Source organism: Brachybacterium tyrofermentans, from assembly GCF_014897585.1.
Taxonomy (GTDB): domain Bacteria; phylum Actinomycetota; class Actinomycetes; order Actinomycetales; family Dermabacteraceae; genus Brachybacterium; species Brachybacterium tyrofermentans.
The window spans coordinates 1-24,845 of sequence record NZ_JABUXW010000015.1; the positions used below are offsets into that span (position 1 = coordinate 1).

Annotated in this window: 24 protein-coding genes; 13 read left to right on the forward strand and 11 right to left on the reverse strand. The window is 70.0% G+C overall.

The genetic code is table 11. The features are described 5' to 3' along the window. Positions 1-145 precede the first annotated feature (145 nt). The 3 genes from INT49_RS12115 to INT49_RS12125 all read left to right on the forward strand — a co-directional run bounded on the left by INT49_RS12115 (position 146) and on the right by INT49_RS12125 (position 3,220). Positions 146-733, forward strand: coding sequence for a hypothetical protein (locus INT49_RS12115; protein ID WP_193118116.1), 588 nt, complete (start codon positions 146-148; stop codon positions 731-733). A gap of 88 nt (positions 734-821) precedes the next feature. Next, positions 822-2,222 carry an FAD-binding oxidoreductase gene (locus INT49_RS12120; protein ID WP_319021603.1) on the forward strand — a complete coding sequence of 467 codons (1,401 nt, stop codon included), beginning with the start codon at positions 822-824 and terminating at the stop codon, positions 2,220-2,222. Positions 2,223-2,395: 173 nt separating this feature from the next. Then, positions 2,396-3,220 (forward strand): hypothetical protein, encoded by an 825-nt coding sequence (locus INT49_RS12125; RefSeq protein WP_193118009.1) that lies wholly within the window; start codon positions 2,396-2,398, stop codon positions 3,218-3,220. A 127-nt stretch (positions 3,221-3,347) separates the two neighbouring features. Here INT49_RS12125 and INT49_RS12130 read toward each other — a convergent pair whose 3' ends face one another. Further along, complete coding sequence (locus INT49_RS12130; protein ID WP_193118010.1) at positions 3,348-4,319, reverse strand: MsnO8 family LLM class oxidoreductase; 972 nt, start codon at positions 4,317-4,319, stop codon at positions 3,348-3,350. Positions 4,320-4,424: 105 nt separating this feature from the next. On the opposite strand from INT49_RS12130, the gene INT49_RS12135 reads away from it, so the two are divergent. Together INT49_RS12135 and INT49_RS12140 are read left to right on the forward strand one after the other, a co-directional pair. Further along, positions 4,425-5,456, forward strand: coding sequence for an LLM class flavin-dependent oxidoreductase (locus INT49_RS12135; protein WP_193118011.1), 1,032 nt, complete (start codon positions 4,425-4,427; stop codon positions 5,454-5,456). 100 nt (positions 5,457-5,556) lie between these two features. Further along, positions 5,557-6,198: a hypothetical protein gene (locus tag INT49_RS12140; protein WP_193118012.1), complete on the forward strand. Its 642-nt coding sequence runs from the start codon at positions 5,557-5,559 to the stop codon at positions 6,196-6,198. A 16-nt stretch (positions 6,199-6,214) separates the two neighbouring features. On the opposite strand, the gene INT49_RS12145 is transcribed toward INT49_RS12140, so the two are convergent. After that, entirely contained in the window at positions 6,215-7,033 is an 819-nt protein-coding gene (locus INT49_RS12145; RefSeq protein ID WP_193118013.1) for an endonuclease/exonuclease/phosphatase family protein, read from the reverse strand. A gap of 120 nt (positions 7,034-7,153) precedes the next feature. On the opposite strand from INT49_RS12145, the gene INT49_RS12150 reads away from it, so the two are divergent. The 4 genes from INT49_RS12150 to INT49_RS12165 are packed head-to-tail and all read left to right on the forward strand — an operon-like array spanning position 7,154 to position 11,167. Next, positions 7,154-7,993, forward strand: a complete 840-nt coding sequence (locus INT49_RS12150; RefSeq protein WP_193118014.1) for an SAM hydrolase/SAM-dependent halogenase family protein — start codon at positions 7,154-7,156, stop codon at positions 7,991-7,993. 26 nt (positions 7,994-8,019) lie between these two features. Then, a complete protein-coding gene (locus INT49_RS12155; RefSeq protein WP_193118015.1) occupies positions 8,020-8,574 on the forward strand; it encodes an ECF-type riboflavin transporter substrate-binding protein in 555 nt (184 codons plus the stop codon). Beyond that, positions 8,571-10,340 carry an ABC transporter ATP-binding protein gene (locus INT49_RS12160; RefSeq protein ID WP_193118016.1) on the forward strand — a complete coding sequence of 590 codons (1,770 nt, stop codon included), beginning with the start codon at positions 8,571-8,573 and terminating at the stop codon, positions 10,338-10,340. Before INT49_RS12155 ends, INT49_RS12160 begins: the two co-directional genes overlap by 4 nt. Next, positions 10,337-11,167, forward strand: coding sequence for an energy-coupling factor transporter transmembrane component T family protein (locus tag INT49_RS12165; RefSeq protein ID WP_193118017.1), 831 nt, complete (start codon positions 10,337-10,339; stop codon positions 11,165-11,167). The genes INT49_RS12160 and INT49_RS12165 overlap by 4 nt, the downstream gene beginning before the upstream one ends. Before the next feature lie 117 nt (positions 11,168-11,284). On the opposite strand, the gene INT49_RS12170 is transcribed toward INT49_RS12165, so the two are convergent. The 3 genes from INT49_RS12170 to INT49_RS12180 are packed head-to-tail and all read right to left on the reverse strand — an operon-like array spanning position 11,285 to position 14,195. Next, positions 11,285-12,613, reverse strand: coding sequence for a TRAP transporter large permease (locus INT49_RS12170; protein ID WP_193118018.1), 1,329 nt, complete (start codon positions 12,611-12,613; stop codon positions 11,285-11,287). 2 nt (positions 12,614-12,615) lie between these two features. Continuing rightward, positions 12,616-13,257: a TRAP transporter small permease gene (locus INT49_RS12175; RefSeq protein ID WP_193118019.1), complete on the reverse strand. Its 642-nt coding sequence runs from the start codon at positions 13,255-13,257 to the stop codon at positions 12,616-12,618. Then, on the reverse strand, positions 13,257-14,195 hold the full coding sequence (locus INT49_RS12180; protein ID WP_319021604.1) for a TRAP transporter substrate-binding protein: 939 nt from the start codon (positions 14,193-14,195) through the stop codon (positions 13,257-13,259). The genes INT49_RS12175 and INT49_RS12180 overlap by 1 nt, the downstream gene beginning before the upstream one ends. A gap of 483 nt (positions 14,196-14,678) precedes the next feature. Between INT49_RS12180 and INT49_RS12185 the strand changes: the two genes are divergently transcribed. Further along, positions 14,679-15,509, forward strand: a complete 831-nt coding sequence (locus tag INT49_RS12185) for a CPBP family intramembrane glutamic endopeptidase (protein ID WP_193118021.1) — start codon at positions 14,679-14,681, stop codon at positions 15,507-15,509. Positions 15,510-15,598: 89 nt separating this feature from the next. On the opposite strand, the gene INT49_RS12190 is transcribed toward INT49_RS12185, so the two are convergent. From INT49_RS12190 to INT49_RS12205, 4 genes are all read right to left on the reverse strand, one after another. Next, entirely contained in the window at positions 15,599-16,060 is a 462-nt protein-coding gene (locus tag INT49_RS12190) for an SRPBCC family protein (protein WP_193118022.1), read from the reverse strand. A gap of 569 nt (positions 16,061-16,629) precedes the next feature. Next, positions 16,630-18,267 (reverse strand): chaperonin GroEL, encoded by a 1,638-nt coding sequence (groL, locus tag INT49_RS12195; RefSeq protein ID WP_193118023.1) that lies wholly within the window; start codon positions 18,265-18,267, stop codon positions 16,630-16,632. 372 nt (positions 18,268-18,639) lie between these two features. Next, entirely contained in the window at positions 18,640-19,233 is a 594-nt protein-coding gene (locus tag INT49_RS12200) for a LytR C-terminal domain-containing protein (protein WP_193118024.1), read from the reverse strand. Between the two features lie 83 nt (positions 19,234-19,316). After that, positions 19,317-19,781, reverse strand: a complete 465-nt coding sequence (locus tag INT49_RS12205; protein ID WP_226850424.1) for a DUF3263 domain-containing protein — start codon at positions 19,779-19,781, stop codon at positions 19,317-19,319. A 77-nt stretch (positions 19,782-19,858) separates the two neighbouring features. Between INT49_RS12205 and INT49_RS12210 the strand changes: the two genes are divergently transcribed. Together INT49_RS12210 and INT49_RS12215 are read left to right on the forward strand one after the other, a co-directional pair. After that, a complete protein-coding gene (locus INT49_RS12210; RefSeq protein ID WP_193118025.1) occupies positions 19,859-20,536 on the forward strand; it encodes a uracil-DNA glycosylase in 678 nt (225 codons plus the stop codon). Then, entirely contained in the window at positions 20,533-21,201 is a 669-nt protein-coding gene (locus tag INT49_RS12215) for a hypothetical protein (protein WP_193118026.1), read from the forward strand. Before INT49_RS12210 ends, INT49_RS12215 begins: the two co-directional genes overlap by 4 nt. Positions 21,202-21,205: 4 nt before the next feature. On the opposite strand, the gene INT49_RS12220 is transcribed toward INT49_RS12215, so the two are convergent. After that, the gene (locus INT49_RS12220; RefSeq protein WP_193118027.1) at positions 21,206-21,823 is read right to left on the reverse strand and encodes a hypothetical protein; all 618 of its coding nucleotides are present in this window, start codon (positions 21,821-21,823) and stop codon (positions 21,206-21,208) included. 73 nt (positions 21,824-21,896) lie between these two features. Beyond that, positions 21,897-22,586, reverse strand: a complete 690-nt coding sequence (locus tag INT49_RS12225) for a hypothetical protein (protein ID WP_193118028.1) — start codon at positions 22,584-22,586, stop codon at positions 21,897-21,899. 203 nt (positions 22,587-22,789) lie between these two features. Between INT49_RS12225 and treS the strand changes: the two genes are divergently transcribed. Next, the gene (gene treS / locus INT49_RS12230; RefSeq protein WP_193118029.1) at positions 22,790-24,589 is read left to right on the forward strand and encodes a maltose alpha-D-glucosyltransferase; all 1,800 of its coding nucleotides are present in this window, start codon (positions 22,790-22,792) and stop codon (positions 24,587-24,589) included. The last annotated feature ends 256 nt before the right edge of the window (positions 24,590-24,845 follow it).

Sequence of the window (24,845 nt, forward strand, 5' to 3'; positions counted from 1 at the left end):
CTGGGCTCTGGGCTCTGGGCTCTGGGCTCTGGGCTCTGGGCTCTGGGCTCTGGGCCGACGGTCGGCGCCCGACGTGGATGACGTGTGTGGATCGTCCGCCCTCGGGCCTACGATGTGCCCACGAGCCGCCCGACCAGGAGGACGCATGAGCCAGAACCCGTACGACGCGCAGGCGCCGCAGGGCCGCACTCCGCCCACGCTGTCCGGCGAGCTGGTCCCGTCGGGGTACGTCGACCCTGGACGCGCCGCCGCCGGCGCTCGCAGCTACGACCCGCTCGCCGGATCGCAGCACCTGACCTACGCTCCCCTGCAGCCATACGGTCCGCCGCCCGGCCAGCCCGGCATGGGTGTGCCGCCGATATATGTGCCGACGCAGAAGAGCGTGGGCGTGGCCTTCGTGCTCACCTTCTTCTTCGGTCCGTTCGGGATGTTCTACTCGACCGTCGCCGGCGCCCTGATCATGCTCGGGATCGGCCTGGCCCTGGCTGTGCTCACCGGCATCGTCGTCTTCGTCATCTCGCTGATCACCCTCGGCCTGGGCTCCGTCCTCGTAATCCTTGCGCCGCTGGTCGGCATCCCGGTGTGGATCGGGAGCATAATCTGGGGTTGCGTCGCCGCCTCGAAGCACAACGAGCTCGTGCACGCCCAGATCGGCATGCAGTTCGCCGCCGGCGCCCAGTATGCGTCCGGCGGGCAGCAGGCGCCGGGCGGGTATCGCCCTCCCGGGTACTGACCTGCGCACTGATCCGAGCACAGGCCTGGGCACTGTCCCGAGTGCTGACCTGCCCTCCGCGGACCGCGCACCTCGCACAAGGAGCACCGTGACCAGCACCGAACCCTCCGGCCCCACGACCTCGCTCGACGAGCTCGCCGCCCAGCTGCGTGAGCAGCTCGGCGAGGACGCGGTGCCCTGGGTTCCCGACGCGGGCTACGGTGCGGACCGCGCGGTGCGTCCCGAGGCCGGCGCACGGTTCGTGCTGGTCCTCCCCCGGGATGTCGACGGGGTCCAGACCACGATGCGCCTCGCGAGCAGCACAGGCACACCGGTGGTGCCCCGGGGCGCGGGCTCCGGGCTCTCCGGCGGGGCCGCTGCCCGCGACGGCGTGATCGTGCTGGGGCTGGAACGGCTGACGACGATCCGCGAGATCGACCTTCTGGACGAGATCGCCGTCGTCGAGGCGGGCGTGATCACGGCGGATCTCTCCACGGCCCTCGCCCCGCACGGCGTCTTCTACGCCCCGGATCCGGCGAGCGTCGCGATCTCCACGATCGGCGGCAACATCGCCACGAATGCCGGAGGGCTGCACTGCGCGAAGTACGGGGTGACCCGTGAATCCGTGCTCGCTCTCGAGGTCGTGCTCGCCGACGGCAACTTGCTGCGCACCGGGCATCGGTCGATCAAAGGAGTCACCGGCCTCGACCTCACCCAGCTGCTGATCGGCTCCGAGGGAACCCTCGCCGTGGTGGTGGCGGCCACCGTGCGGATCCATCCGCTCCCGGTGGCCCGCCGCACCGTGCTGGCCCGCTTCCCCTCGGCCGCACAGGCAGCTGCGGGGGTCGGGGCGATCTCCCGCAGCCCCGTGCGGCCGGCGGCGACCGAGCTGCTGGACGCCGGAACCCTCGCCGACATCGACGCGTACACCGGAGCACGGATCGCCGACGGCGACAACGCGATGCTGCTGATCGAGCTCGACGGCTACGGCATCGAGGAGCAGGCGGCTGACCTCGTCCGGACTCTTACCGGTGCCGGGGCGGCCGTGCGCGTGATCGAGGACGAGACGGAGGCGGAGAAGCTCTGGGAGCTGCGCCGCTCCAGTCGTGCCGCGGGAGGCGGCCGGGCCCGCCTGGGCGAGGACGTGGCGGTGCCGAAGTCCCGGCTGGCAGAAGTCCTGGCCGAGCTCGAGGTGATCGGCCGCCGCCATGGGGTGCGCACCTCGGTGGTCGCCCATGCGGGCGACGGCAACCTCCACCCCGGTTTCTCGATGCCGGGCGTGCCCGAGGACCCCGCCGCCGAGCTGCCGGCGGCGATCCTCGACGCGGCCGACGACCTGGTCAGGATGGCTCTGGACCTCGGCGGCACGATCAGCGGCGAGCACGGCATCGGCTCCGCGAAGCAGCACTGGCTGGATCTCGAGCTCTCCCCCGACTCTCGGGCGCTGCAGCGCCGATTGAAGGACGCCTTCGACCCGCAGCACCTGCTGAATCCCGGCAAAGCACTGTGAGAGTGAGACATCGTCAAGATCGCACGTGCCGCTAAGTCACTGAGGCACTGATCCGCGGGGCCCGCGCCGCTCGCGGGCGTCAGGCAACCAGCCGTGCGCGCCGGTCACCCCGGCGCTCCCTTCAATCCCGGCATTCCGGTGCGAAGCGGCGTGGACGATGGCAGGATCAGGCCATGGTGACCCAGGACACACTTACCACGCCATCGCTGCCCTCCACCCGCACGCTCCTCCTCAACAACCTGGTCGCGGCCCTGATCGCGAGCGCGCTCATGATCTTCCTGCACGAGCAGGCGCACCTGGTGGCGGGGCTCGCCCTGGGGCATCCGTCGACCGTGTACTCCTTCGGCGTCAACCATCTCGGGTCCCCGTCGGAGGCGGATCAGGTGGTGATGCTCCTGGCCGGCCCGGCGTTCAGCCTCGTCACGGGCGTGCTGCTGCAGATCTGGACCCCGCTGCGGCGCCGTGCGGGCTTCGGACACCTGGTGTGGCTGTGGTTCGCCTTCACCTCGGTGCAGGAGGGCATCTCCTATCTGTGCCTGACCCCGATGGGAGCCGGGGACACCGGGATGGCGGCGCAGCTGCTGGGCCTGCCGCTGCCTCTCCAGCTGCTCGCCCTGCTGGCCGGAGTGGGCGGCATGTTCCTCAACGCCCGGGCCTTCGCCACGCACATGGCCCGCCATGCCGGCCCGGACCCGTACCGGCGCAACGCGATGACGCTCTTCCCATGGCTGTACGGGATGATCATCTCGGTGCTGCTGAGCATCGTGTACCTCGCGATCAGTCCGGCCGACGTCCCCGCCGGCAACCAGATCGCGATCCTCGCCGCCGGGACCGCGATCCTGGTGTTCGCGCCGATGGCGCACATCTTCTCCCGTGCCGTCACCGAGGTCCCGGTCGAGCCGCTGCGGCTGCGGGCGGTGCCCGTCGTCGGACTCGCGATCCTGGCCGCTCTCGTGCTCGGCAACATCCTGCTGAGCTTCGGGCTGCAGGTGGGGTGAGCGCGGAGGCGCGACCTGTCGGACGCAGGCGCTGTGTGCCGGACGCAGGCGCTGACGCCGGCACCACCACCCACGCTGCCCCCGACCCTGACCCTGGCCCTGGCCCTGGCCCTGGCCCTGAAGCTGCTCAGCCGATCAGCACCCGTGCCAGGTCGCGGTCCGAGGCGCTCAGCGCGTCCCGGTCGTAGGTCGATCCGGTCGCGAGGACCTCCTGCGCGCCGGTTCGCTCGAGGATCTGCTCGATGCGTCGGCGCACCGTGCTCGCCGAGCCGGCGACCGTGGTGGCGAGGCCCTTCTCCACGCGCCGTGATTCCGAGGAGCTCCAGGTCGTCGCGCGGATCCGCGCCACGGGCTCGAGCGAGTCGAACACACCCGTCGACCGGGACCGGGCCATCGCCCAGATCTCGGGCAGCGCGAGCTCCAGGGCCTCGTCGTCGGTGTCGGCGATCAGGGGGTCGAGGGAGACCACGATCTCCGGGGCGCTGCCGCGATGGGAGCGGAACGCGCCGCGGTAGGAGTCGAGCCGGGCCGGCAGCTCCGGGAAGTCCAGGATCGGGCCGCCGATCACCACGGGCAGGCCGAGGTCTGCGGCGGTGTCCATCCCGCTGCCGGTCGCGAGCACGAACAGGGGCACGTCGCCCACGGCGTCGGGGCGTGCGGTGAGCGGCGCGGCGCCCTCGAGGTGGTCGCGCACCCCGGCGATCTCCTGCGCGAAGGAGTCCGGGCTCGCCTCGAGCCGGCCCAGGGCATAGCGGACGGGCTCGGTGAATCCCAGCGACCTGCCCACGCCGAGATCGATGCGCCCCGGATACAGCGCGGCCAGCATGCGGAACTGCTCGGCGACCACGAGCGGGCGATGGTTGGGAAGCATCACGCCCCCGGAGCCGAGCCGGATCCGGGAGGTGCGGGCACCGATCGCTGCGAGGAGCACGGCCGGCGAGCCGCTCGCGATGCCGGGCACGGTGTGGTGCTCGGCCACCCAGAACCGCTCGTACCCGGCGCTCTCGGCCGCGATCGCCCGCTCGACTGAATGACCCAGCGCGGCCGATTCCGGCTGGCCATGGCGCGTGCGGGAGCGGTCGAGCAGGGAGAGCCTCATGCCGTGATCAACGTGAGGCCCGGCCGAGTTCTTCCCGATTCTGCCGTCGAGAAGGTCTCATCTCCTCCCCTGCCACGCTCGCTGCGACGTGGCTAGGCTCGAGTCATGAATGCTCCCCATGTGCCGCTGTCGCTGCTCGATCTCGTGCCCATCTCGGAGGGCATGTCCACCCGGGAGGGCATCGAGGCCTCCATGGCCGGTGCGCAGGCCGCCGACCGCCTGGGCTATGAGCGCTACTGGTTCGCCGAGCACCACAACACCAACTCCCTCGCCTCGAGCGCGACCTCGCTGCTGATCGACCGTGCCGCCTCGCTGACGCAGCGCATCCGCGTCGGCTCCGGCGGCATCATGCTGCCCAACCACTCCCCGCTCGCGGTCATCGAGCAGTTCGGCACCCTGGTGCAGTTCCACGGGGACCGCATCGATCTGGGGCTGGGCCGCGCGCCGGGCACCGATCAGCTCACCGCACAGCTGCTGGCCCGCACGTCCGCGGAGCCTCAGGCGTTCATCGCCGCCGTCGAGCAGATGCGGGACTGGTCCCGCGAGGAGGCGACCTCCGGCGGTCTGCCGATCTCGGCGGACGTCGCCCGCGGCACCGAGGTGCCCATGTGGATCCTCGGCTCCACCGCCAACGGCGCGCGCCTGGCGGCCCAGCTCGGCCTGCCCTTCTCCGTCGCGTCCCACTTCGCGCCGTTCCAGTACCTCAAGGCGCTGGAGACCTACCGGGAGAACTTCGACCCCCGGGCGGAGGCCGCTCAGATCGACGCGCCGCACACCATGGTCGGCGTGAACCTGGTCGTCGCCGAGACCGACGAGGAGGCCCAGCGGCAGTTCACGACGCTGCAGCAGATGTTCCTCGGCGTGGTCACGGGCCAGCGCCAGAAGATCCAGCCGCCGCGTCCGATCGACGAGGTCGCCGCGCCCCACCTGGTGCAGCAGGTCGACCAGACCCTCTCGATCCGCGCCGTCGGCTCGCCGGCGACCGTGGTGCGCCAGCTCGAGGAGATCGTCGCGACCACGAAGGCCGACGAGCTCATCCTCACCGCCTACTCCTTCGACCCCGCCGACCGGCTGAAGGGCCTCGAGCTCCTCGCCGAGGCCTGGGGGCTGGACGCCTCGGCCCCCGTCGCTGGCTGACCTGCCGCCGGCTGACCTGCCGCCGCCCTCCCCGCCTCTGTCCCTCAGGCTTCCGACCTCCCCGCCTCGGCCCAACCCACTTCGTCCAGGGAGCATCGCCGTGACCAGTCCTCACCGCACTCGCACAGCAGGCCGCACCGCAGCGTGCGCCGTGGTCGCCGGCCTCTGCCTGTTCCCGCTCGCGAGCTGCGGGCTGCTGGGCGGGGACCGTGGTGAGGACGATGACAAGGGCGACAGGGGTGGCAGAGACTCCTCGTCGTGGGCCTACGACGAGGACTCGGCGCGCTACTACCGGCCGGAGCTGGTCACGCAGTCCACGGACCTGGTCTCCACGCACTTCCCGGGCCTGGACGACGTGCAGCGCGTGACGATCACGGACGGGCAGTTCACAGACCCCGACGGGCGTGAGCTGCTCCCGGCTCCGGACGACTACTGGTGGCAGGGCGTCGTCGAGCTCCCTGCTGAGCAGGTCGACTCGCTCGTGGAGGAGGCCCGGCAGCTGGAGGCGTCCGACGGCGGCGGCCAGGACGAGCCCGACACCGTGAGCGACGACGAGCTGCTCGACGTCATCGTCCCCACGCTCGAGCCGGAGCTCACGCCCTGCCCCGGCGGGTGGATCCCGCTGGCGGGCGTCGAGGCCCTCACCCAGGGGGCGAACATCTCCCACGGCGGGGACCTCCTCGAGATCGTCGTCGTGTGCGAGGGCGGGACCCAGCTGGTGACCTCTGCCCGCGACATGTGAGCCGCTCTCGACCTGCTCAGGTGACCGCGGGGCGCACGATCGCGGCGACCGCGGCGTGGTCGCTCGGGGCGCGGCCCTCGAGCAGATGCAGATGCGTGGTCGACCAGTCCACGTCCATCCCGAGGGTGAGGATCCAATCGATCCTGATCTCCCCCACCACCGGGTCCCCGTAGTCGGGGAAGGAGCCGATGTCCTCGCCCTCGAAGGTGGCCGCGACGTCGTGCGCGTCCGCGAAACCCGCCCCCTGCAGCACATCCCACGGCGCACTGCGGCCGCCGGCGGCGTTGAAGTCCCCCATCAGCACGGCGGGCGCCCCGTCGGCCGCCTCCTGCAGGCGCCCGGCCAGCAGCTCGGCACCCTGCTCCCGGGCGCGCTCACCGGCATGGTCGAGATGGGTCACGGCCAGCACCAGCTCCTGGTTCGTCTCCCGGTCACGAACCCGGGCCCAGACGGCGATGCGGGGGCAGTGCCCGTCCCAGCCCACGGAACCGATCAGCGCGGGCTGCTCGGAGAGCCAGAACTGGTCCCAGTCCAGCAGCTCGAGCCGGTCCCGACGCAGGTAGAGCAGGTTGTGCTCGCCGCGCCCGCCGCCCTCGCGGCCGACGCCCAGGCGCTGGTGGGTCCGCGCCAGCGCTGCGTCGAGCACCGGGATCTGGGAGGCGAGCACCTCCTGGACGCCCACCACGTCGGCGTCGGCCGCAGCCAGCAGGTCCGAGAGCACGGGTGCCCGGTCGCCCCAGTGGTCCGGTTCCCCCGGTCGCGTCCCGCCATCGTGATAGCGGATGTTCTGGGTGAGGATCGTCAGGGCCGGCGGTTGGGCATCAGGGAGGATCATCCCTCCATCCTCTGTGATCCGTGGGGCATCCGACAGGCCGTTCGTGAACCCGGCCCGCCAGATCGCGCCGTAAGACGGCGATGCGGGCCGACGGGCACGTCCTCGTCGCATACTTGCTCCATGCGAGCTCTGGTCCTGCAATCCGATTTCGGCCTCGACGACGGCGCGGTCAGCGCGATGTACGGCGTCGCCGTGGGCGTCGACCCCGCGCTGCGGATCCACGACGTCACCCACAACATCCCGCCGTACGACATCTGGGAGGGCTCCTACCGGCTCGCCCAGGTGCTCACCTACTGGCCCGAGGGGACTGTGTTCGTCTCCGTCGTCGACCCCGGAGTGGGCTCGGACCGCCTCTCGGTCGTGGCCCGCACCGGGACCGGCCATTACGTCGTGACCCCGGACAATGGCACCCTGACCCACCTCGAGAACATCTTCGGCATCACCGAGCTGCGGGAGATCGACGAGACCAGGAACCGTCGGCCCGGATCGGAGGAGTCCTACACCTTCCACGGCCGCGACATCTATGCCTTCACCGGGGCCCGCCTCGCCGCCGGGGCGACCACCTTCGAGGAGGTCGGCCCCGTCGTCGACCTCGAGCAGATGGTGCGCCTGCCCGTCACCGAGCCCGAGCTGCGCGAGGGCGGCGTGGTCGGCATCATCGACACCCTCGACGTGCGCTACGGCTCGCTGTGGACCTCCATCCCCCACACTCTCTTCCGCGAGCTCGACGTCGCCCCCGGAGACCGGGTCACCGTGCGGGTCCACCATCACGACACGGTCGTGCACGCCACCCAGGTCACCTACGCCCGCAGCTTCGCGGCCGTCGAGGTCGGCGAATCGCTGCTCTACGTGAACTCCCTGGACCGGATGGCGATCGCCATCAACCGCGGTCACTACGCCCGCGCCTTCTCCCTCGGCACCGGCGCCTCCTGGCACGTCACCCTCGTGCCGGTGCGCTGAACGCCTCGACCCCGAAGGACCTCACCATGACCCGCTCCCACTCCCCCGTGACCCAGGTGGTCGCCATCGGCATCGGCGCCGCACTGTTCTTCGTGCTGGGCCGCTTCGCGGCGATCCCGACCCCGATCCCCAACACCTCGATCAACATCCAGTACGCGATCCTGGCCGTGTTCGCCGTGCTCTACGGCCCGTTCGTGGGTGCCCTCGCCGGCTTCATCGGTCACCTCCTCATCGACGTCACCGGGTACGGCATCTGGATCAGCTGGGAGCTCGCCTCCGGCGTGTTCGGCCTGGTCGTGGGCGCCCTGCTGCTCAAGAATGCGATCGCTGACGGGGAGTTCGGGACGTCCCTGGCGATCCGCCTGAACCTCTCGATCCTGCTCGCCAACGGTGTGGCCTGGCTGCTCATCGCACCCCTCGGCGACGTGCTGATCTACTCCGAACCGGCGAACAAGGTCTGGGCGCAGGGCGCGCTCGCCTTCGTCGCCAACTCGGTGACCGCCTGCATCCTGGCCACGATCATCCTGTCGGTGTACGCCCGCACCCGCACCCGGAGCGGGTCGCTGAGCCGCGACCAGTGACGGCCCCGCTGCTCGAGCTGCGCGGGTACACCTTCCAGTACCGCGCGCAGGCCGAGCCGACCCTGCACGACATCGACCTCACGGTGCGGCGCGGCGAGAAGATCGCGATCGTCGGTGCCTCGGGATCGGGGAAGTCGACGCTGCTCCATGCGCTCGACGGGCTGATCCCGCACCACTTCCGCGGCACCGCGAGCGGGACCGTGCGCGTGGCCGGGAACGATCCTGCCCAGGTGCCGCTCGTGGAGACGGCCACCGTGATCGGGACGGTGCTGCAGGACAGCAACAGCCAGTTCGTGGGGCTCACCGTGGCCGAGGACATCGCCTTCAGCCTCGAGAACCAGCAGGTCCCGCGCGCGGAGATGCCCTCGCGGATCAGGCGCGCCGCCGAGCTCGCCGGGATCGGCGACCGCCTGGAGGACGCCCCGCAGGCGCTCTCCGGCGGTCAGAAGCAGCGCGTGGCGATCGCCGGCGTGCTCGTCGACGACGTCGAGGTGCTGCTGCTGGACGAGCCGCTGGCGAACCTCGACCCCGCCTCCGGGCGCGCCGCCGTGGAGCTCCTGGACGATCTGCACCGCGATCACGGCCGCACCATCGTGATGGTCGAGCATCGCCTCGAGGACGTCCTGCATCGCGACGTCGACCGGGTTGTGCTCATGAGCGACGGGCGCATCATCGCCGATGCCGCGCCCGACCAGGTCCTCGCCTCCGGCCTGCTCGAGGAGCATGGCATCCGGCCCCCGCTGCACGTCACCGCCCTGCGCTACGCCGGGGCGCCGGTCACGGCCGCGCAGCGACCCTCGCGCAGCACCGACATCGCCCTGACCACCCAGCAGGTCGAGGCGGTGCGCGCCTGGGTGGAAGAGGGGTCGCCCGACGACGGCTCCGCCGACGCGCAGCGCTCCCGGGACGAGCGATCCGGGGATGCCGGCATCGCGCTGGACCTGCGGGACGTGCGCTGCGAGATCCCCGTCGGCCCCGACCGGAGCTCCGTGGTGCTCGAGGGCATCACCGCGCAGGTGCGCCGTGGAGAGATGCTCGGAGTGCTCGGGTCCAACGGCGCCGGCAAGTCGACCCTCGCCCGCGTGATCTGCGGCTTCGAGAGCCTCAGCGGCGGGGAGCTGCGCATCGGCGCCGCCGACGCCCGCGGCTGGAGCCTCGCCGAGCGCGGCGAGCACATCGGCTTCGTGCTGCAGGAGCCCGGCCAGATGCTCTCCCGGCCGCTGGTCACCGAGGAGATCGCGCTGGGACTGCGGGCCCGAGGCATCGGGGAGGACGAGATCGCCCGACGCACCACCATGGTGCTCGAGGCCTGCGGGCTCGCCCCGTTCCGCTCCTGGCCGGTCTCGGCGCTCAGCCACGGCCAGAAGAAGCGCGTGACCATCGCCTGCGTGCTCGCGCTCGAGCCCGAGGTGCTGATCCTCGACGAGCCCACCGCCGGGCAGGACTTCGCGCACTACACCGAGTTCATGGACTTCCTGCGCACGCTCCACGCCGCCGGGACCACGGTCCTGCTCATCACCCACGACATGCACCTCGCGCTCGAGTACGCCGACAGGGTGCTCGTGCTCTCGCAGGGCCACCTGCTGGCCGACGAGGACCCCGCCGTGGTGCTCACCGATCCGGCGCTCAGCGCCCGCGCCGACCTCGTGACCACCGGGCTGTACGACCTCGCCCGTCGCTGCGGCATCGAGGACCCCCACCGTCTCGTGCACCGCTTCGTCGCCGAGGACCGTGAGGTCCGGGCCGCCCAGGGGGATGCCGGATGAGCAGTCCGCTGCTGGGATACGTCGACCGCGAGGGGCCCCTCCATGCCCTGTCCGGGGTCTCGAAGCTCGCCCTCGCCCTCGGCGTCGTGCTCGGCGCGATGATCGGCTTCGACGTGCGCTATCTCGCCGCAGTCGCGGCCGGTTCCCTCGTGCTGTGGGCGGTCTCCGGGGTGCGGCTGCGGGACCTCTCCGTGGTGCTCTGGCTGATCACGATCTTCATGGTCCTCAACAACATCGGGATCTTCCTGTTCGCACCGGGTTACGGCACGGAGCTGTTCGGCACGCGGCACCTGCTGCTGGATGGGCCCTGGCACTGGGACGTGACCTCCGAGCAGCTGTTCTACCAGCTCGCCGTCACGCTCAAGTACTTCGCGGTGCTGCCGGCCGTGCTGCTGTTCGTCGCCACCACCCGGCCGCCCGAGTTCGCCTCGTCGCTCGCCCGGCTCGGGGTGCCCTACCGGTTCGCCTATGCCGTCTCCCTCGCCCTGCGCTACATCCCCGACGTGCAGCGGGAGTTCCGCACCATCTCCCAGGCCCAGCAGGCGCGCGGGCTCGACACATCCCGCGGCGCCGGTCTGCGCACCCGGGTGCGGAACCTCAGCTCCGTGCTGATGCCGCTGCTGCTGGGCACCTTCGACCGCATCGAGTCGGTCTCCGCCGCCATGGAGCTGCGCGGATTCGGGCGCGGGAGGCGTCGCACCTGGCTGGTCAGCACCCCCGTGCGCGGCCGCGATGTGCTGGTCATGCTCATCGCGGTGATGCTCCTGGCGGTGCCGGTCGCGCTGCTCGTCGTCAACGGCGGGCGGTACTGGAACCCGTTCGTCTGATGCGGGGAGGGCCACGGCGTGATCGCCGTGGCCCTCCCCGTCTTGCCGTGGTCGGCTCCGTCATGCTGTCGAGCTCCCGCTCAGCGGGCGGGCCTCCTGCTCAGCGGGCGGCCGGCGTCATTCGCTGGACATCCCCAACAGGTTCGGGATGAGCATCGAGATCTGCGGGACGAACACGATCAGCAGCAGACCGATCACGAGCGGCACGTAGAACGGCAGCAGACGCATGATCACCGGTTCGACCTTCATCCGCCCCACCCGGGCCCCGACGAACAGGATCACGCCGACCGGCGGGGTGATCGTGCCCAGGCACAGGTTGAAGGTGAGCATGAGGCCGAAGTGGATCGGATCCACGCCGAGCTCCAGCGCGACCGGAAGGAAGATCGGCGTGAAGATCAGGATCGCCGGCGTCGGATCCATGACCATGCCCACGACCAGCAGCGCCAGCATCATCAGCAGCAGCACGATGATCGGGGAGCTCGAGACCCCCAGCAGCGCCGTGGCGATGAACTGCGGGATGGTCGCGTAGGCGAGCACCCAGCCCAGCACCCCGGAGACCGCGATCAGCAGCAGCACCACGGCGGTGGTGCGCGTGGCCGAGAGGATCACCGCCGGCAGCTTCTTCACGGTCAGCTCGCGGTAGAGGAAGCCCAGCACCAGCGAGTAGACCACCGCGATCACCGCGGACTCCGTCGCCGTGAAGAACCCGGCCACCAGACCGCCGATGACGATCACCATCATGAAGACGGCGGGCACGGCGGCGAGCAACGTGCGCAGTGCGGTGGCGAGGGTGAGCTCGCCGCGTGCGGCGCCGTCGTCGGACCCCACCAGCGCAGGGTTGCGCCTGGCGGCCAGCCAGACCATGACGACGCAGGCGAGCATCCACACCAGGCCCGGGCCGTAGCCGGCGGCGAACAGCGTCGCCACCGAGGTCGAGGAGACCAGCGAGTACACGATCAGCGTGTTCGACGGCGCGATCAGCATGCCCGACGGGGCAGAGGCGACGTTCGCCGCCGCGGCGAAGGCCGGGTCGTAGCCCTCCTTGCGCTGCCGGGGCCCGAGGATGCCGCCCACCGCCGCGGCCGAGGCCACGGCCGCGCCGGAGACGGACCCGAACAGGGCGTTGGCGACCACGTTGGTCTGGGCGAGGGAGCCGGGCATCCGGCCCACCAGCACCTTCGCGGCGTCGATCAGCCGGGCGGCGACCCCGCCGGTGTTCATGAGCTGACCGGCCAGCACGAAGAACGGGATCGCGAGCAGGGAGAACGAGTTCGCGCCGGTGAACATCTGCTGGGCGGAGACGAACACAGCCGGCTCGACGCCGATGACGGCGATGAGCGCCACCACGGAGGGCAGGCCGATCGCGATGGCGATGGGGGCGCCGATGGCGATGAGGACGAGGATGCCGATGATCAGGATGATCCCGGCGAGCATGGCGGGATCCATGATCAGTGCTCCTTCTCGGTGTCGGGGCGGGAACCGGGACCTGCGGCAGGATCGACCCCGCCGCCCTGGTCATAGTTCTGGCCGTGGCCCTGGCCCTGATCCTGGACGACGGCGGCGGCAGCCGCGGCGCCTGAGCTCTCGGCCGCCTCGTCGTCGGTCTCCTCGAGCGGGGCGAGGTCATCGCCGCGCACGGCGAGCACGAGGTCCTCGAGGGCCAGGAAGGCGATCATCAGGCCCGTGACGGGCAGGGCGAGGTACATCAGCCCCACGGTGAACGGGAAGCCGGGGATCACCTGGTCCCAGGACATCGACATCCCGCGGATGCCTCCCCACACCATGACGAGCACGGCGAAGGCGAGGGTGCATCCCTGCACGAGGACGATGAGCACGTGGCGGGCGACGCCCGGGGCGCGCAGAGCCAGGAAGTCGACGGCGATGTGGCCGCGCTCCCCGAAGACCAGCGTGGCGGCGAAGAGGCTCAGCCACACGAACATGTACTGGGCGGTGACGGTGGTCCAGGGGCTCGGTGCGCCGAGGACCTGGCGGGTGAACACCTGCCAGACCACGACCAGCACGAGCACCGAGAACAGCACGATGCACAGCACCTTGAGGACGGAGAGCAGTCCTTCACGGATGGTCAGCATCAGGCACCTTCCTTCTCGCTCACGGCGCGGATCGCGTCGTAGAGGGCGATGTCCGCGGGGTCCTCGAGGATCGACAGCCCGGTCTCCTCGATGATCGGCAGGAACACCCCGGGATCGGGCTCGGTGATGACGACGCCGCGGTCGAGCATCTCCTGGACGGCGTCGGAGGTCTGCTGCTTCCAGATCTCGACGAACTCGCTCTGGGTGAGAGCCCAGGCCTCGCGCACGGCGTCGCTGTCCGCCTCGTCCATCTCCTCGAGGAGGTCCGTGTTGGCGAGCAGGAAGTCGAAGCCCACGAGATGGTTGGTCATCGTGAAGTGCTTGGCGACCTCGTAGTGGCGCTGGGTGACATAGGAGATCTCGTTGTTCTCCGCGCCGTCGAGCACGCCGGCCTGCAGGCCCGTGTACACCTCGCTGTACGCCATCGGGGTGGGCACCCCGCCCATGCTGGTGATCAGGCGCAGGAAGATCTCGGACTCCTGCACGCGGATCTTCATCCCGGCCAGGTCCTCCGGAGTCTCGATCGGACCCGTCGCGGTGTAGAGGTGCCGACCTCCCTGCGTGTATCCGCCGAGCACGGAGAGCCGCTTCTGCGGCTCGAGCGAGGCGAACAGCTCACCGACGATCGAGTCGTCGAGCATGACGCGGTTCTGGTGGTCGATGTCGTCGAACACCCCCGCCACGTTCATCGGGAGGAAGCGGGGCGAGGAGTTCTCGATCTGGGTGCCGGAGATGACAGCCATGTCGATCGCGCCGTCGGAGACCAGCTGCACCGTCTCCTGCTGGTCGCCCAGCGAGTTGTTCGCGTAGACGCGGGCACCGTAGCGGCCGTCGGTGGCCTCGGCGATGCGCTCGCCGAAGGAGATCAGCGAGCCGTAGCTGGGGTGCGACTCCGCCTGTCCCAGCGAGATGGACAGGACCCTGTCCACATCGGTCACGGCGCCCTCCTGGGTGGCGCAGCCTCCGAGCAGCGCGGTGCCGGCGCCGAGGACCGGGAGGGACCTCAGGAATCTCCGACGCCCCACTCCTTCCCGGGCTCCGTGACGGGGACCGGCGAGCGAGCGGGGAGCTCCTCGACGGCGGGACGGTGGTGTTCGCACTGCATTCCTCCTCGAATGACGTCGCCGGACCGCGGTGCTGCCACGGCGCGGGCGCGCGCTCGCAGCCGCGATGCCGAGTGTGGCGGCGGTCCACGAGCGCTCCAGGGCCGAGCTGCGATGCGTCGTGCGGGTCCTATGCAGGAGCCCTCACCGGCTCGTTGTCGAGCCCGAAGGCGACAATGCCCGGTCGCATCGCGTGGTCGACCTCGGTCAGGGTGCCAGTCGCCGAGAAACCGGTCTCACGCGTTGCCGAGCATTGCCATCACCAGGAGGTGGTGAGATGAATCCCGCCGGCGCACATCGCCTGGCATGCTGGGGCGCATGGCGACGCCACCCAGCACTGCCGCTCACGCTCCCGCGCGGAGCACACCCCGGATCGGTGTGCTGCCGGCGGCGGGCGTCTCCGCCTCGGCCTTCCTGCTGTTCGGTCTCCAGCTCGCCGGGTGGGGGCACGGGCTGCTCCTCCTGAGCCTGCTGGGCGCCTTCCTCGTGTCCCGGGAGCTCGGCAAGGACCTGTCCCTGATCGGCCTCGGGATCGCCATCGTCTCGACCACCTCGGTGAAGGCGGATGTGGACTGGGACCGGTTCTTCACCATCGGCACCGTGCTGATCCTCGCCGTCTCCGCACCGCTGCTGGTGGACCGCCTGGTGCTGCGTCGCCGAGCGATCCGCTTCCCCTGGCTCTCCGGGGGGTCATGGAACCGATGGCAGCTGGGATATATCGTCGCCGTCCCCGTGCTGGGCTGGCTGATCCTGCCCTACTACTTCATCACCTCGGGCGCCTACGAGAACTGGCCCCACATCACCGATGGCGGCGCGCTGGCACGATTCTTCGTCGGCGTGAACTTCGTGGGCACCTGGGACGAGCTGTTCTTCATCTGCACCTGCTTCGCCCTGCTGTACCGCCATTTCCCGCTCTGGACGGCGAACATCCTGCAGGCGGTCATCTTCGTCTCGTTCCTGTGGGAGCTCGGCTACCAGGAATGGGGGCCGCTGCTCACCGCCCCCTTCGCACTGCTGCAGGGGTGGCTGTTCTCCCGCACCGGCTCGCTGCTGTACGTGCTGATCGTGCACCTGCTGTTCGACGTGATGGTCTTCCTCGCCATCGTCCATGCACACAATCCCGGCGCGATCCCGATCTTCCTCGTCTGAGCCGGGCCCAGCCGAGCCGGGCTGGGCCGGGTTAGGCCGGGCCGGGCTGGGCTTGGCCGAGTCGGCTGCGTCGGCTGGACCGAGCCGGCTCAGCGGCCGGCGAGCACGTCGCGGATCGCCGCGAGCGTTGCCGGGATCCCGGTGCGCGCGGCCTGCTGACGCAGAGCGATCTCCTCTTCGGCGCGGTCGCCGTAGCGCTCGGCGAAGACCTCTTCGAAGTACGGCGTGGTGCGCGTGTACTCGGTGAGCTCCGTCCCGCCGGCTGCGGACGGTCGCATCCGGTATCCCCACTCCGCGCGGCCGGGTCCCACCGACCAGGCGAAGTGCTCGCCCGGGGTGGCCACGATGACCTCCGAGGTGGTCTCCCAGGTGCGCTCCGGGGTGCGGTTGAACCCGGTGAAGCGGGCGCCCACCCCTCTCTGCTCGTCCTCCCACTCGCACCTGAGGCACTGCTGGCTCCACTCCCCCGTCCGCGTGACATCGCTGAGCAGCGCGTACACCTCGTCCGGCGCGGCCGGAACGACGATCGAATCCTTCATCTCATAGGTCATGGCGCCATTGTCCCCGTGACCGGCGGCACTGCGGACCGGGTGAGCAGTCCGGGATCTCGACCAGGCGCCCGCGGGCGGATCCCGGATCCGGACGCCGCAGGGACGGCCGATCCGGTCTCGGGGGCGGGTCGGTCAGCTGCCGATCTGATCTCGGATGGGGGCAACGGCGTCGAATGTCGTCAGCGGATGGTGCGCCGCTCACCCCGACCCGGCACCGCCCCTCAGCCGCCCTCAGCTCGTCCCTGCTGCACAGCGGGATACGAGCTTTCGTCTCCCGGCGAGGGCTCACGCTCCCCTGAGCCGCGAGCCCTCGCCCGGTGACGACAGTTCGTACGAGACACGGAGGATGTCTCAGGGACCGCTCGGGCGGCACAACGGCCAGGCACCCAGGGAACGCTCCGGCAGCACAGCGGGAATGCACCCCGAGGCACAGTGAAGGGCCCCGATCCTCCGGAGAGGATCGGGGCCCTTGACGCTCAGGAGAGCGGTGCGTGATCAGCCCTGGGACTGTTCCCGCCGTGCCGGTCCCCTGCCGCGGGGAAGCCCGCGACAGGTCGACCAGCAGGGGATCACATCATGCCGCCCATTCCGCCCATGCCGCCCATGTCGTCGCCGCCACCGGCCGGGGCCTTGGGCTCCGGCTTGTCGGCCACGACGGCCTCGGTGGTCAGGAACAGGCCCGCGATGGACGCTGCGTTCTGCAGCGCGGAGCGGGTGACCTTGACGGGGTCGATGATGCCGGCGGCGAGCAGGTTCTCGTACTCACCGGTGGCAGCGTTCAGACCCTCGCCCACGGGGAGGTGGATGACCTTCTCGGCCACGACGCCGCCCTCGAGACCGGCGTTGACCGCGATCTGCTTGAGCGGGGCCTGGATGGCGACCTTGACGATGTTCGCACCGGTCGCCTCGTCGCCGACGAGCGAGAGCTTGTCGAAGGTGTCCTTGCCGGCCTGCAGCAGCGCGACGCCGCCACCGGCGACGACGCCCTCGTCCACAGCGGCCTTGGCGTTGCGCACGGCATCCTCGATGCGGTGCTTGCGCTCCTTGAGCTCGACCTCGGTCGCCGCACCGGCCTTGATGACGGCCACGCCGCCGGCCAGCTTCGCGAGGCGCTCCTGGAGCTTCTCACGGTCGTAGTCCGAGTCCGAGTTCTCGATCTCGGCACGGATCTGGGACACGCGACCGGCGATGCGATCGGCGTCGCCGGTGCCCTCGACGATGGTGGTCTCGTCCTTGGTGACGACGATCTTGCGCGCCTGGCCGAGCTGCTCGAGACCGGCGGTCTCCAGCTTGAGGCCGACCTCCTCGGCGATGACCTGGCCACCGGTGAGGATGGCCATGTCCTCCAGCATCGCCTTGCGGCGATCGCCGAAGCCCGGGGCCTTGACTGCCACGGACTTGAAGGATCCCTTGAGCTTGTTGACGACGAGGACCGCGAGGGCCTCGCCCTCGATGTCCTCGGCGATGATCGCGAGGGGCTTGCCGGCCTGGATGACCTTCTCCAGCAGCGGCAGCAGGTCCTTGACCGAGGAGACCTTGGAGGACAGCAGGAGGATGTAGGGATCCTCCAGCACGGTCTCCTGGCGCTCGGCGTCGGTGACGAAGTAGGGCGAGATGTAGCCCTTGTCGAACCGCATGCCCTCGGTCAGCTCCAGCTCGAGGCCCATGGTGTTGGACTCCTCGACCGTGATGACGCCTTCCTTGCCGACCTTGTCCAGCGCCTCGGCGATGAGCTCGCCGATGGCCGGGTCAGCAGCGGAGATGCCCGCGGTGTGAGCGATCTGGTCCTTCGTCTCGATCTCCTTGGCCTGCTTGAGCAGGGTCTCGGAGACCGCGGCGACGGCCTGGTCGATGCCGCGCTTGAGCGCGATCGGATTGGCGCCGGCTGCGACGTTGCGCAGGCCTTCCTTGACGAGGGCCTGGGCGAGGACGGTGGCGGTGGTGGTGCCGTCGCCAGCGATGTCGTCAGTCTTCTTGGCGACCTCCTTGACGAGCTCGGCGCCGATGCGCTCGTAGGGATCGTCGAGTTCGATCTCCTTGGCGATCGACACGCCGTCGTTGGTGATGGTGGGCGCGCCCCAGGACTTCTCGAGCACGACGTTGCGGCCCTTGGGACCGAGGGTGACCTTGACGGCGTCGGCGAGCTGGTTCATTCCGCGCTCGAGACCGCGCCGGGCCTCTTCGTCATAAGAGATGAGCTTGGCCATTGTGGAATCTCTCCCGTGTGGTGTGGTGTCCACCCGACCCTGTGCCCGCGACGGACGAGACCCCGCACCGTGTTCATGTCCCACGGCGCAGAGCCCCTCACGGGGCCGGAATGTTCGTGGCCGGTCAGCAGTGTTCTGCTGTCCGATCAGGCTCACGACTCCCGAGCGCGGCGACACCCGGAGGTGCTGTCACTCTCGATCATCGAGTGCCAGAACATCATAAGCACTCGGAGCCGGAGAGTGCTAACTCCAGAGGCCCGGATCCCACCATTCCGCTCTGGGCCGACCGGAATCACAGCAGACAGCAGAACGCGCGCCGCCCGTTCCGGTGGGAAGAGCGGCGCGCGTCCGAAGTGCTGAGTGCGGCGGCGATCAGCCCTCGTCGCCGCCCTCCTCGTCGTTGCCGGACTCCGGATCGTCGACGGCCACGTAGGTGATGCGGGCCTCGTACTCGTCGCTCTGCCGGGCCTCCCCGGCACCGACCTCGTCCGCGAGGGCCTGAGCCGTCTCGGCGTCCTCCTGGTCGTGGTAGAAGACCACCGGCTCCTGCTGGACGTTGTCCGCGGTGCCCACGCCGACCTCGGCCCAGTCCGAGTCCTCGAGCGTGGACTGCCACCTGCCGGCCAGACCGTTGATCCCTCCGGCGTTGATGACCTGGATCGGGATGGACTTGTCCGCCTCGGGGGCGGGAGTCTCCTCCTCCGTGGTCTCCTCAGCAGGTGCTTCGCTGGACTCGCTCGCGGCCGGCGTCGTCGGATCCTGAGCGCGCTCGTCGCCGTCGCCGCCTCGGCCGCCGATGAGGAAGAGCAGCACGATCAGCATCACGAGCGCGGCTCCGATGATGATGATGTAGAGCAGGTTCTGGCGCCAGAACGGCTCCTCGGCGCGATGCGCGCCGTGGAAGGACACGGCGTCGGCCTCGTCATCGAATCGGTCCGGCGGGAAGGGATACTGGGAATCAGCCACGGCCCCATTAAACCTGCTTCGCGCGGTGAGGGTGTGGAGCACACGCCCCGTCGGCCGTTCCGTCGGGCGGCGAGGACGGCCCCTCAGGCGACGCGACCGGTGCCGCGGCTCGGCGCGGCACCGTCCTCGGAGGTGCGTCGGCCGCGCAGCCGGTTGACCACGGCCGGTGCCGCCCGCAGCGCCGCCGGATCATCGAGCAGCGAGTTCAGGCGCACGTAATAGGCCACTTTCGAGATCCCGATCTCCTCGCGGATCGCGCGCTCCTTGGCGCCGACGTAGCGGAAGGTGCGGGATTCCAGCGCGAGGATCATCCGGTCGCGCTCGACCAATCCGCCCTGCGGACCCGGAAGTGATTGGTCGCTCACGTCGTCCGGCGCGTCACCGCGGCCGGCGCCGGGCTCGGAGCCCTCCGCAGGGTCCCCCAGCAGGCCGACGTCCCCCACGCCACCGCCCCTCGCGGCACCCATGTCGTGATCCGGTTCACGGCCCGGCTCGCGGCCCGTCCCGCGCTGGGCGCGGTCGGGATCCTGGGCAGGGTCGACGGGCATGGGTCGAGGCTACGCGGGAGCGGGCCCCTCCCGAATCCGGCTCGCCGCACCGCCCCGGGCGGTGGAAGACTGCTCACATGCCGACCCCGCTCACCGAGACCATCAGCACCGATTGGGCCCGCGCGCTCTCCCCCGTCGAGGGCCGGATCCATGCTCTGGGCGAGTTCCTGCGCGCCGAGATCGACTCCGGCCGCGGATACCTCCCTGAGGGCGATGCGGTGCTGCGGGCCTTCACCCGGCCGATGTCGGAGGTGCGCGTGCTCATCGTGGGCCAGGATCCCTACCCGACCCCGGGTCATCCCCTCGGGCTCTCCTTCGCCGTGCACCGCGACGTGCGGCCGCTGCCCCGGTCCCTCGCGAACATCTATACCGAGCTGGAGAGCGACCTCGGGATCCCGCGGGCCGCGCACGGGGACCTCACCGCCTGGCAGGACCAGGGCGTGCTGCTGCTGAACCGGGTCCTGACCGTGACTCCGGGAGCTCCTGCCTCGCATCGCAAGCAGGGCTGGGAGCAGGTCACCGACGCCGCGATCCAGGCACTGGTCGCTCGAGGCGGGCCGCTCGTGGCGATCCTGTGGGGTCGTGATGCCCAGTCGCTGATCCCGGCGCTCGGCGAGGTGCCCTACGTCGCGAGCCCGCATCCCAGCCCGCTGTCCGCCTCCCGCGGGTTCTTCGGGTCTCGTCCGTTCTCCCAGGCCAACGAGCTCCTCGAGGCACAGGGCGCCGCCCCGATCGACTGGCGGATCCCCGGGTGACCACCGGATCCGGGGACACGACGCACATCGCGCTCGCGTCGGAGCCGACGACGGTGCCGGGGAACCGGCCGCCCACGAACCGCCGGCCCCAGATCACGGCGCTGGCCTGCGTGGGAGTCCTGTGCCTCGTGCTGGTCCTCGTGATCGGCGGCGGAGCGGCGTATCTCATAGTCCAGCGCACTGCGCCGGATCAGATGGAGACGGCTCCTCTCGAGCTGGACGGGTTCAGCACCGTGGTCCCGACGGGATGGGCCGACGGTGAGGATCCCCGGATCCCCTCGACGAGGCTGCTCGCCGCCCTGGTGTCCCCGGACTCGCAGCAGACCCTCGCCATCGCTCGCGCGACGGACGATGTCCTCGAGCCCGACGATGTCTGCTCACTCATGCTCGACCTCGCGAAGGCGAAGGGTCTGGCGACGGTGTCCGCCGAGGTCCTGGACCCCGTCATCGTCGACGGCGTCGACGCGATCCACGAGCGGTGGGTCTCCTTCGCGGACGGCCAGTGGCACCAGGGCGACATGTACTGCATGGCCGATGGGACGAGCTCGCTCCTCGTCCTCGCCGAGAACTCCTCCGACGAAGAGGCCACGGAGAGCCCGGCGGCCGAGGTCATGCTCCAGAACTGGACCTGGCGCCCCGAGGAGGCCACGACCTCTCAGGGGTGAGTGCTCACTCCGCCGAGGTCCACCTCCAGCTGTCGATGACCTTCTGCGCCTCGGAGACCCCCGCCGTCTCGGCCTCCGGGCCGCTGGTCCGGCCCAGGATGACGACGATGTGGAGATGTCGGGGGGCGCACCAGAGGTCCTCCACCACCGTCTCGCCGGATTCCGGGTCCTCGCTGATGCGCTGGTAATGCAGACCGACGCGGCCATCGACCTCGACCTCGGGCATCTCCTGATAGCGGAGGCTCTCTGCCTGGGACGCGCACTCCTCCTCGATGCCGTCCTCGACCACGTAGTCCATGACGGCCATCTTCGAGTTCTCCGCCGCATCGAGCGTCTTGAGCACGTACTCGAAGGACGAGATGTCCTCTCCAGGAGCCTGGGGCTGCCAGCTCTGCGGGTAGGAGAAGCGGTAATAGTCGGTCTCGACCTGTGTCATCGGGCTCGGGGCCTCATAGGTCGCGAAGGTCGGGGCCGCGGCCGGCTCCTCCTGGCGGCTCAGCACCAGGTAGGTGACCGTGCCGACGGCCAGGAGGGTGAGGAGCAGGGCACTGATCAGGAGGGCGATGATCAGGAGGATCACCGGGGGACGGCCTCGAGGTCCGGTCGACTGCTGTGTCGTCATGGGGTCTCCGGCAGGTGAAAGGGCCGAAGGGACGGCTCACGAGGGGCGGGCGGGCGGGCATGAGGCCGGAGGTTCACGGACCCTCCCCGAGAGTCCACTGCCAGCTGTCCAGGACGTCCTTCGCTTCGGACATCGGGACGGGGTTCGCGTCGTCGCTGAACGTCTGGGCGACGAAGAGGACCACCCCGTCGGGCTTCGTGATGCACCAGGTATCCACCACGCTGGAGGCGAAGTCGCCCTCGAGATCCGAGGTGACGGCACGATGGTGGAGCGCTTCGCGGCCAGCGACGTCCCGGGTGGCGATCACCTCGTTCTGCTCGGTGCCCAGTCCTTGCTCTGCGGCGATGTCGCCGACCTCGTTGCAGGCGTCCTTCGGCATGATCGGCCCGGTCCTGTCGAGCACGGTCACGTATTTCGTCTCGTCGGAGCTGCGCAGCTCGAGCACCTGGTCAGGATCGGGCAGCTCGGCGCCGGTGATGGTCTCCGTCCAGTCGACGGGGTACTCGAAGTCGTAGGTCGCCCCGTGGAAGGTGGTCGTCGCCTCGGCGGCGCGCTTCTCCAGCACGAGGTAGGTGATACCTCCGGCCGTGCTGGCCAGAACCAGCAGCACTGAAGCGGTGAGGCAACCGATGGCCACGAGCAGCGGGGTCCTGAGCCCACGGGAGCTGCCTGCGCTCGTCGGCGCCTCAGCGACGTGAGTCTCCTGAGTCTCCTGAGGAGCTTCCTGAGCGTCCGTCGGCGCCTCCTGAGGGCTCATCGTCACTCGCTTCTCCTCCCGCTGTGCCGGGTTCAGCCGTACCGGAGATCGGCCCTGTCGGCGCAGGAAGTCTACTGTCCGCCGTGCCGTGCGGTGGGTGGCCGCTCCTCGGTCACACGCCCCGGAACAGATGCCTGTGCGACTCGGAAGCGCACTACTGTGGGGGCACGCCGGGTGACCGGCCCACCCTCACTGCCGCGGAGGATCCGATGCCCCTGAACCCCAGCCAGTTCTCGCCCCAGGGTCCCGGGGTCGACTACGACCCCCACTGGTACCGCAAAGCCGTCTTCTACGAGGTGCTCGTGCGCGCGTTCGCGGACGGCAACGGCGATGGCACCGGTGACTTCACCGGCCTCATCGAGCGCCTGGACTATCTGCAATGGCTGGGGATCGACTGCCTCTGGCTGCCGCCGTTCATGGCCTCCCCGCTGCGCGACGGCGGCTACGACATCGCCGACTACGAGGCGGTGCTGCCGGAGTTCGGGTCGATCACCGACTTCGAGCGTCTGGTCTCCGAGGCCCACCAGCGCGGCATCCGCGTGATCATCGATCTGCCGATGAACCACACCTCGGACAAGCACCCCTGGTTCCTGGAGTCCCGCTCGGATCCCGAGGGCCCGTACGGCGACTTCTACGTCTGGTCGGACACCGACGAGAAGTACTCCGAGGCCCGCATCATCTTCGTGGACACGGAGGAGTCGAACTGGGCCTTCGACCCGGTGCGCCGACAGTTCTTCTGGCACCGCTTCTTCTCCCATCAGCCGGATCTCAACTTCGAGAACCCGAGGGTCCGCGAGGCCATGTTCGACGTGGTGAGGTTCTGGATGGACAAGGGCATCGACGGCTTCCGGGCCGATGCGATCCCCTATCTCTTCGAAGAGGAGGGATCCGACGGGGAGAACCTGCCGGCCACCCACGACTTCCTCGCCGAGCTGCGCACCTTCGTCGACGAGCACTGGCCGGGCCGGGTGATCGTCGCCGAGGCCAACCAGTGGCCCAGCGACGTCGTGGACTACTTCGGGACCGACGAGAAGCCCGAGTGCCATATGTGCTTCCACTTCCCGGTGATGCCGCGTCTGTTCTTCGCGCTGCGCGAGGGCAGCGCACGGCAGATCATCGACATCCTCGAGGACACCCCGGAGATCCCCACGGGCGCTCAGTGGGGGACCTTCCTGCGCAACCATGACGAGCTGACGCTGGAGATGGTCACCGGCGAGGAGCGCTCCGCGATGCTCGGCTGGTATGCACCGGACTCCCGGATGCGGGCGAACGTCGGCATCCGTCGGCGGCTCGCCCCGCTGCTGGACAACTCCCGCGGCGAGCTCGAGCTGATCCACGCGCTGCTGCTGTCGCTGCCCGGCTCACCGTTCCTCTACTACGGCGACGAGATCGCGATGGGCGACAACATCTGGCTCACCGACCGCGACGCGGTGCGCACCCCGATGCAGTGGACCCCGGACCGCAACGCCGGGTTCAGCGAGATCACCGACCCCGGCAAGCTGTACCTGCCGGTGATCCAGTCCCTCGTCTACCACTACGCCACCGCCAACGTCGAGGCGCAGATGGCCCATTCGAGCTCTCTGCTGCACTTCGTGCGCTGGATGCTCGCGGTGCGCAAGGAGCACGAGGCGTTCGGGATGGGCGCCTACCGCAACGTCCCGGCGGACTCCGACCGGGTGCTGGCCTTCACCCGCACCTACGATGGCGCCGAGCACGGCGAGGAGGCGTCCTTCCATGCGGAGACGCTGCTGTGCGTGTTCAACCTGTCCGGCCAGCCGGTCACCGCGAACCTCGAGCTGAGCGGGCTCGCGCGGCGCACCGTGCGTGACCTGTTCGGCGGCCATGAGTTCCCGCCCGTCACGGAGGACGGTTCGCTTACCGTGATGCTCGGGGCACACGGCTACTACTGGCTGAAGGTGCGCGCTCTGCACCCCGACGGGGAGCCGATGACTGTCACCACCGCCATGCCGGTGGTCGCCGCGGAGGATGGTCAGGCCGCGTCGGGCTGAGGCTCGCCGTCCGGCCCGGCGATCCGTCGTCGCGCCGGATGATCCTGCGGCCCCTCGTCGGGGCGTGGCCATGCGGTGCGTCACCCCTTGCCCGGACGCTCGGCCCGCACCGACCCGCCCTGGACGCTCTCGATAGGAGCGCTGGTCATCCCGCGCACGACCGCGTCGCGGCGACCGCGCGGGGCATGGGCTAGAAACGGTCGAGGTGGACCGTCGTCGTGCGTGGTGTCAGACTCTCGGGGGTTCTCGGCGCGAC

What these genes read in the sequence shown, in the direction of transcription:
- INT49_RS12115 (WP_193118116.1), top strand. Translation starts at nt 146, where the DNA reads ATGAGCCAGAACCCGTACGACGCGCAGGCGCCGCAGGGCCGCACTCCG.
- INT49_RS12125 (WP_193118009.1), top strand. Translation starts at nt 2,396, where the DNA reads ATGGTGACCCAGGACACACTTACCACGCCATCGCTGCCCTCCACCCGC.
- INT49_RS12130 (WP_193118010.1), bottom strand. Translation starts at nt 4,319, where the DNA reads ATGAGGCTCTCCCTGCTCGACCGCTCCCGCACGCGCCATGGCCAGCCG.
- INT49_RS12135 (WP_193118011.1), top strand. Translation starts at nt 4,425, where the DNA reads ATGAATGCTCCCCATGTGCCGCTGTCGCTGCTCGATCTCGTGCCCATC.
- INT49_RS12145 (WP_193118013.1), bottom strand. Translation starts at nt 7,033, where the DNA reads ATGATCCTCCCTGATGCCCAACCGCCGGCCCTGACGATCCTCACCCAG.
- INT49_RS12150 (WP_193118014.1), top strand. Translation starts at nt 7,154, where the DNA reads ATGCGAGCTCTGGTCCTGCAATCCGATTTCGGCCTCGACGACGGCGCG.
- INT49_RS12155 (WP_193118015.1), top strand. Translation starts at nt 8,020, where the DNA reads ATGACCCGCTCCCACTCCCCCGTGACCCAGGTGGTCGCCATCGGCATC.
- INT49_RS12165 (WP_193118017.1), top strand. Translation starts at nt 10,337, where the DNA reads ATGAGCAGTCCGCTGCTGGGATACGTCGACCGCGAGGGGCCCCTCCAT.
- INT49_RS12170 (WP_193118018.1), bottom strand. Translation starts at nt 12,613, where the DNA reads ATGGATCCCGCCATGCTCGCCGGGATCATCCTGATCATCGGCATCCTC.
- INT49_RS12175 (WP_193118019.1), bottom strand. Translation starts at nt 13,257, where the DNA reads ATGCTGACCATCCGTGAAGGACTGCTCTCCGTCCTCAAGGTGCTGTGC.
- INT49_RS12185 (WP_193118021.1), top strand. Translation starts at nt 14,679, where the DNA reads ATGGCGACGCCACCCAGCACTGCCGCTCACGCTCCCGCGCGGAGCACA.
- INT49_RS12190 (WP_193118022.1), bottom strand. Translation starts at nt 16,060, where the DNA reads ATGACCTATGAGATGAAGGATTCGATCGTCGTTCCGGCCGCGCCGGAC.
- groL (WP_193118023.1), bottom strand. Translation starts at nt 18,267, where the DNA reads ATGGCCAAGCTCATCTCTTATGACGAAGAGGCCCGGCGCGGTCTCGAG.
- INT49_RS12205 (WP_226850424.1), bottom strand. Translation starts at nt 19,781, where the DNA reads ATGCCCGTCGACCCTGCCCAGGATCCCGACCGCGCCCAGCGCGGGACG.
- INT49_RS12210 (WP_193118025.1), top strand. Translation starts at nt 19,859, where the DNA reads ATGCCGACCCCGCTCACCGAGACCATCAGCACCGATTGGGCCCGCGCG.
- INT49_RS12220 (WP_193118027.1), bottom strand. Translation starts at nt 21,823, where the DNA reads ATGACGACACAGCAGTCGACCGGACCTCGAGGCCGTCCCCCGGTGATC.
- treS (WP_193118029.1), top strand. Translation starts at nt 22,790, where the DNA reads ATGCCCCTGAACCCCAGCCAGTTCTCGCCCCAGGGTCCCGGGGTCGAC.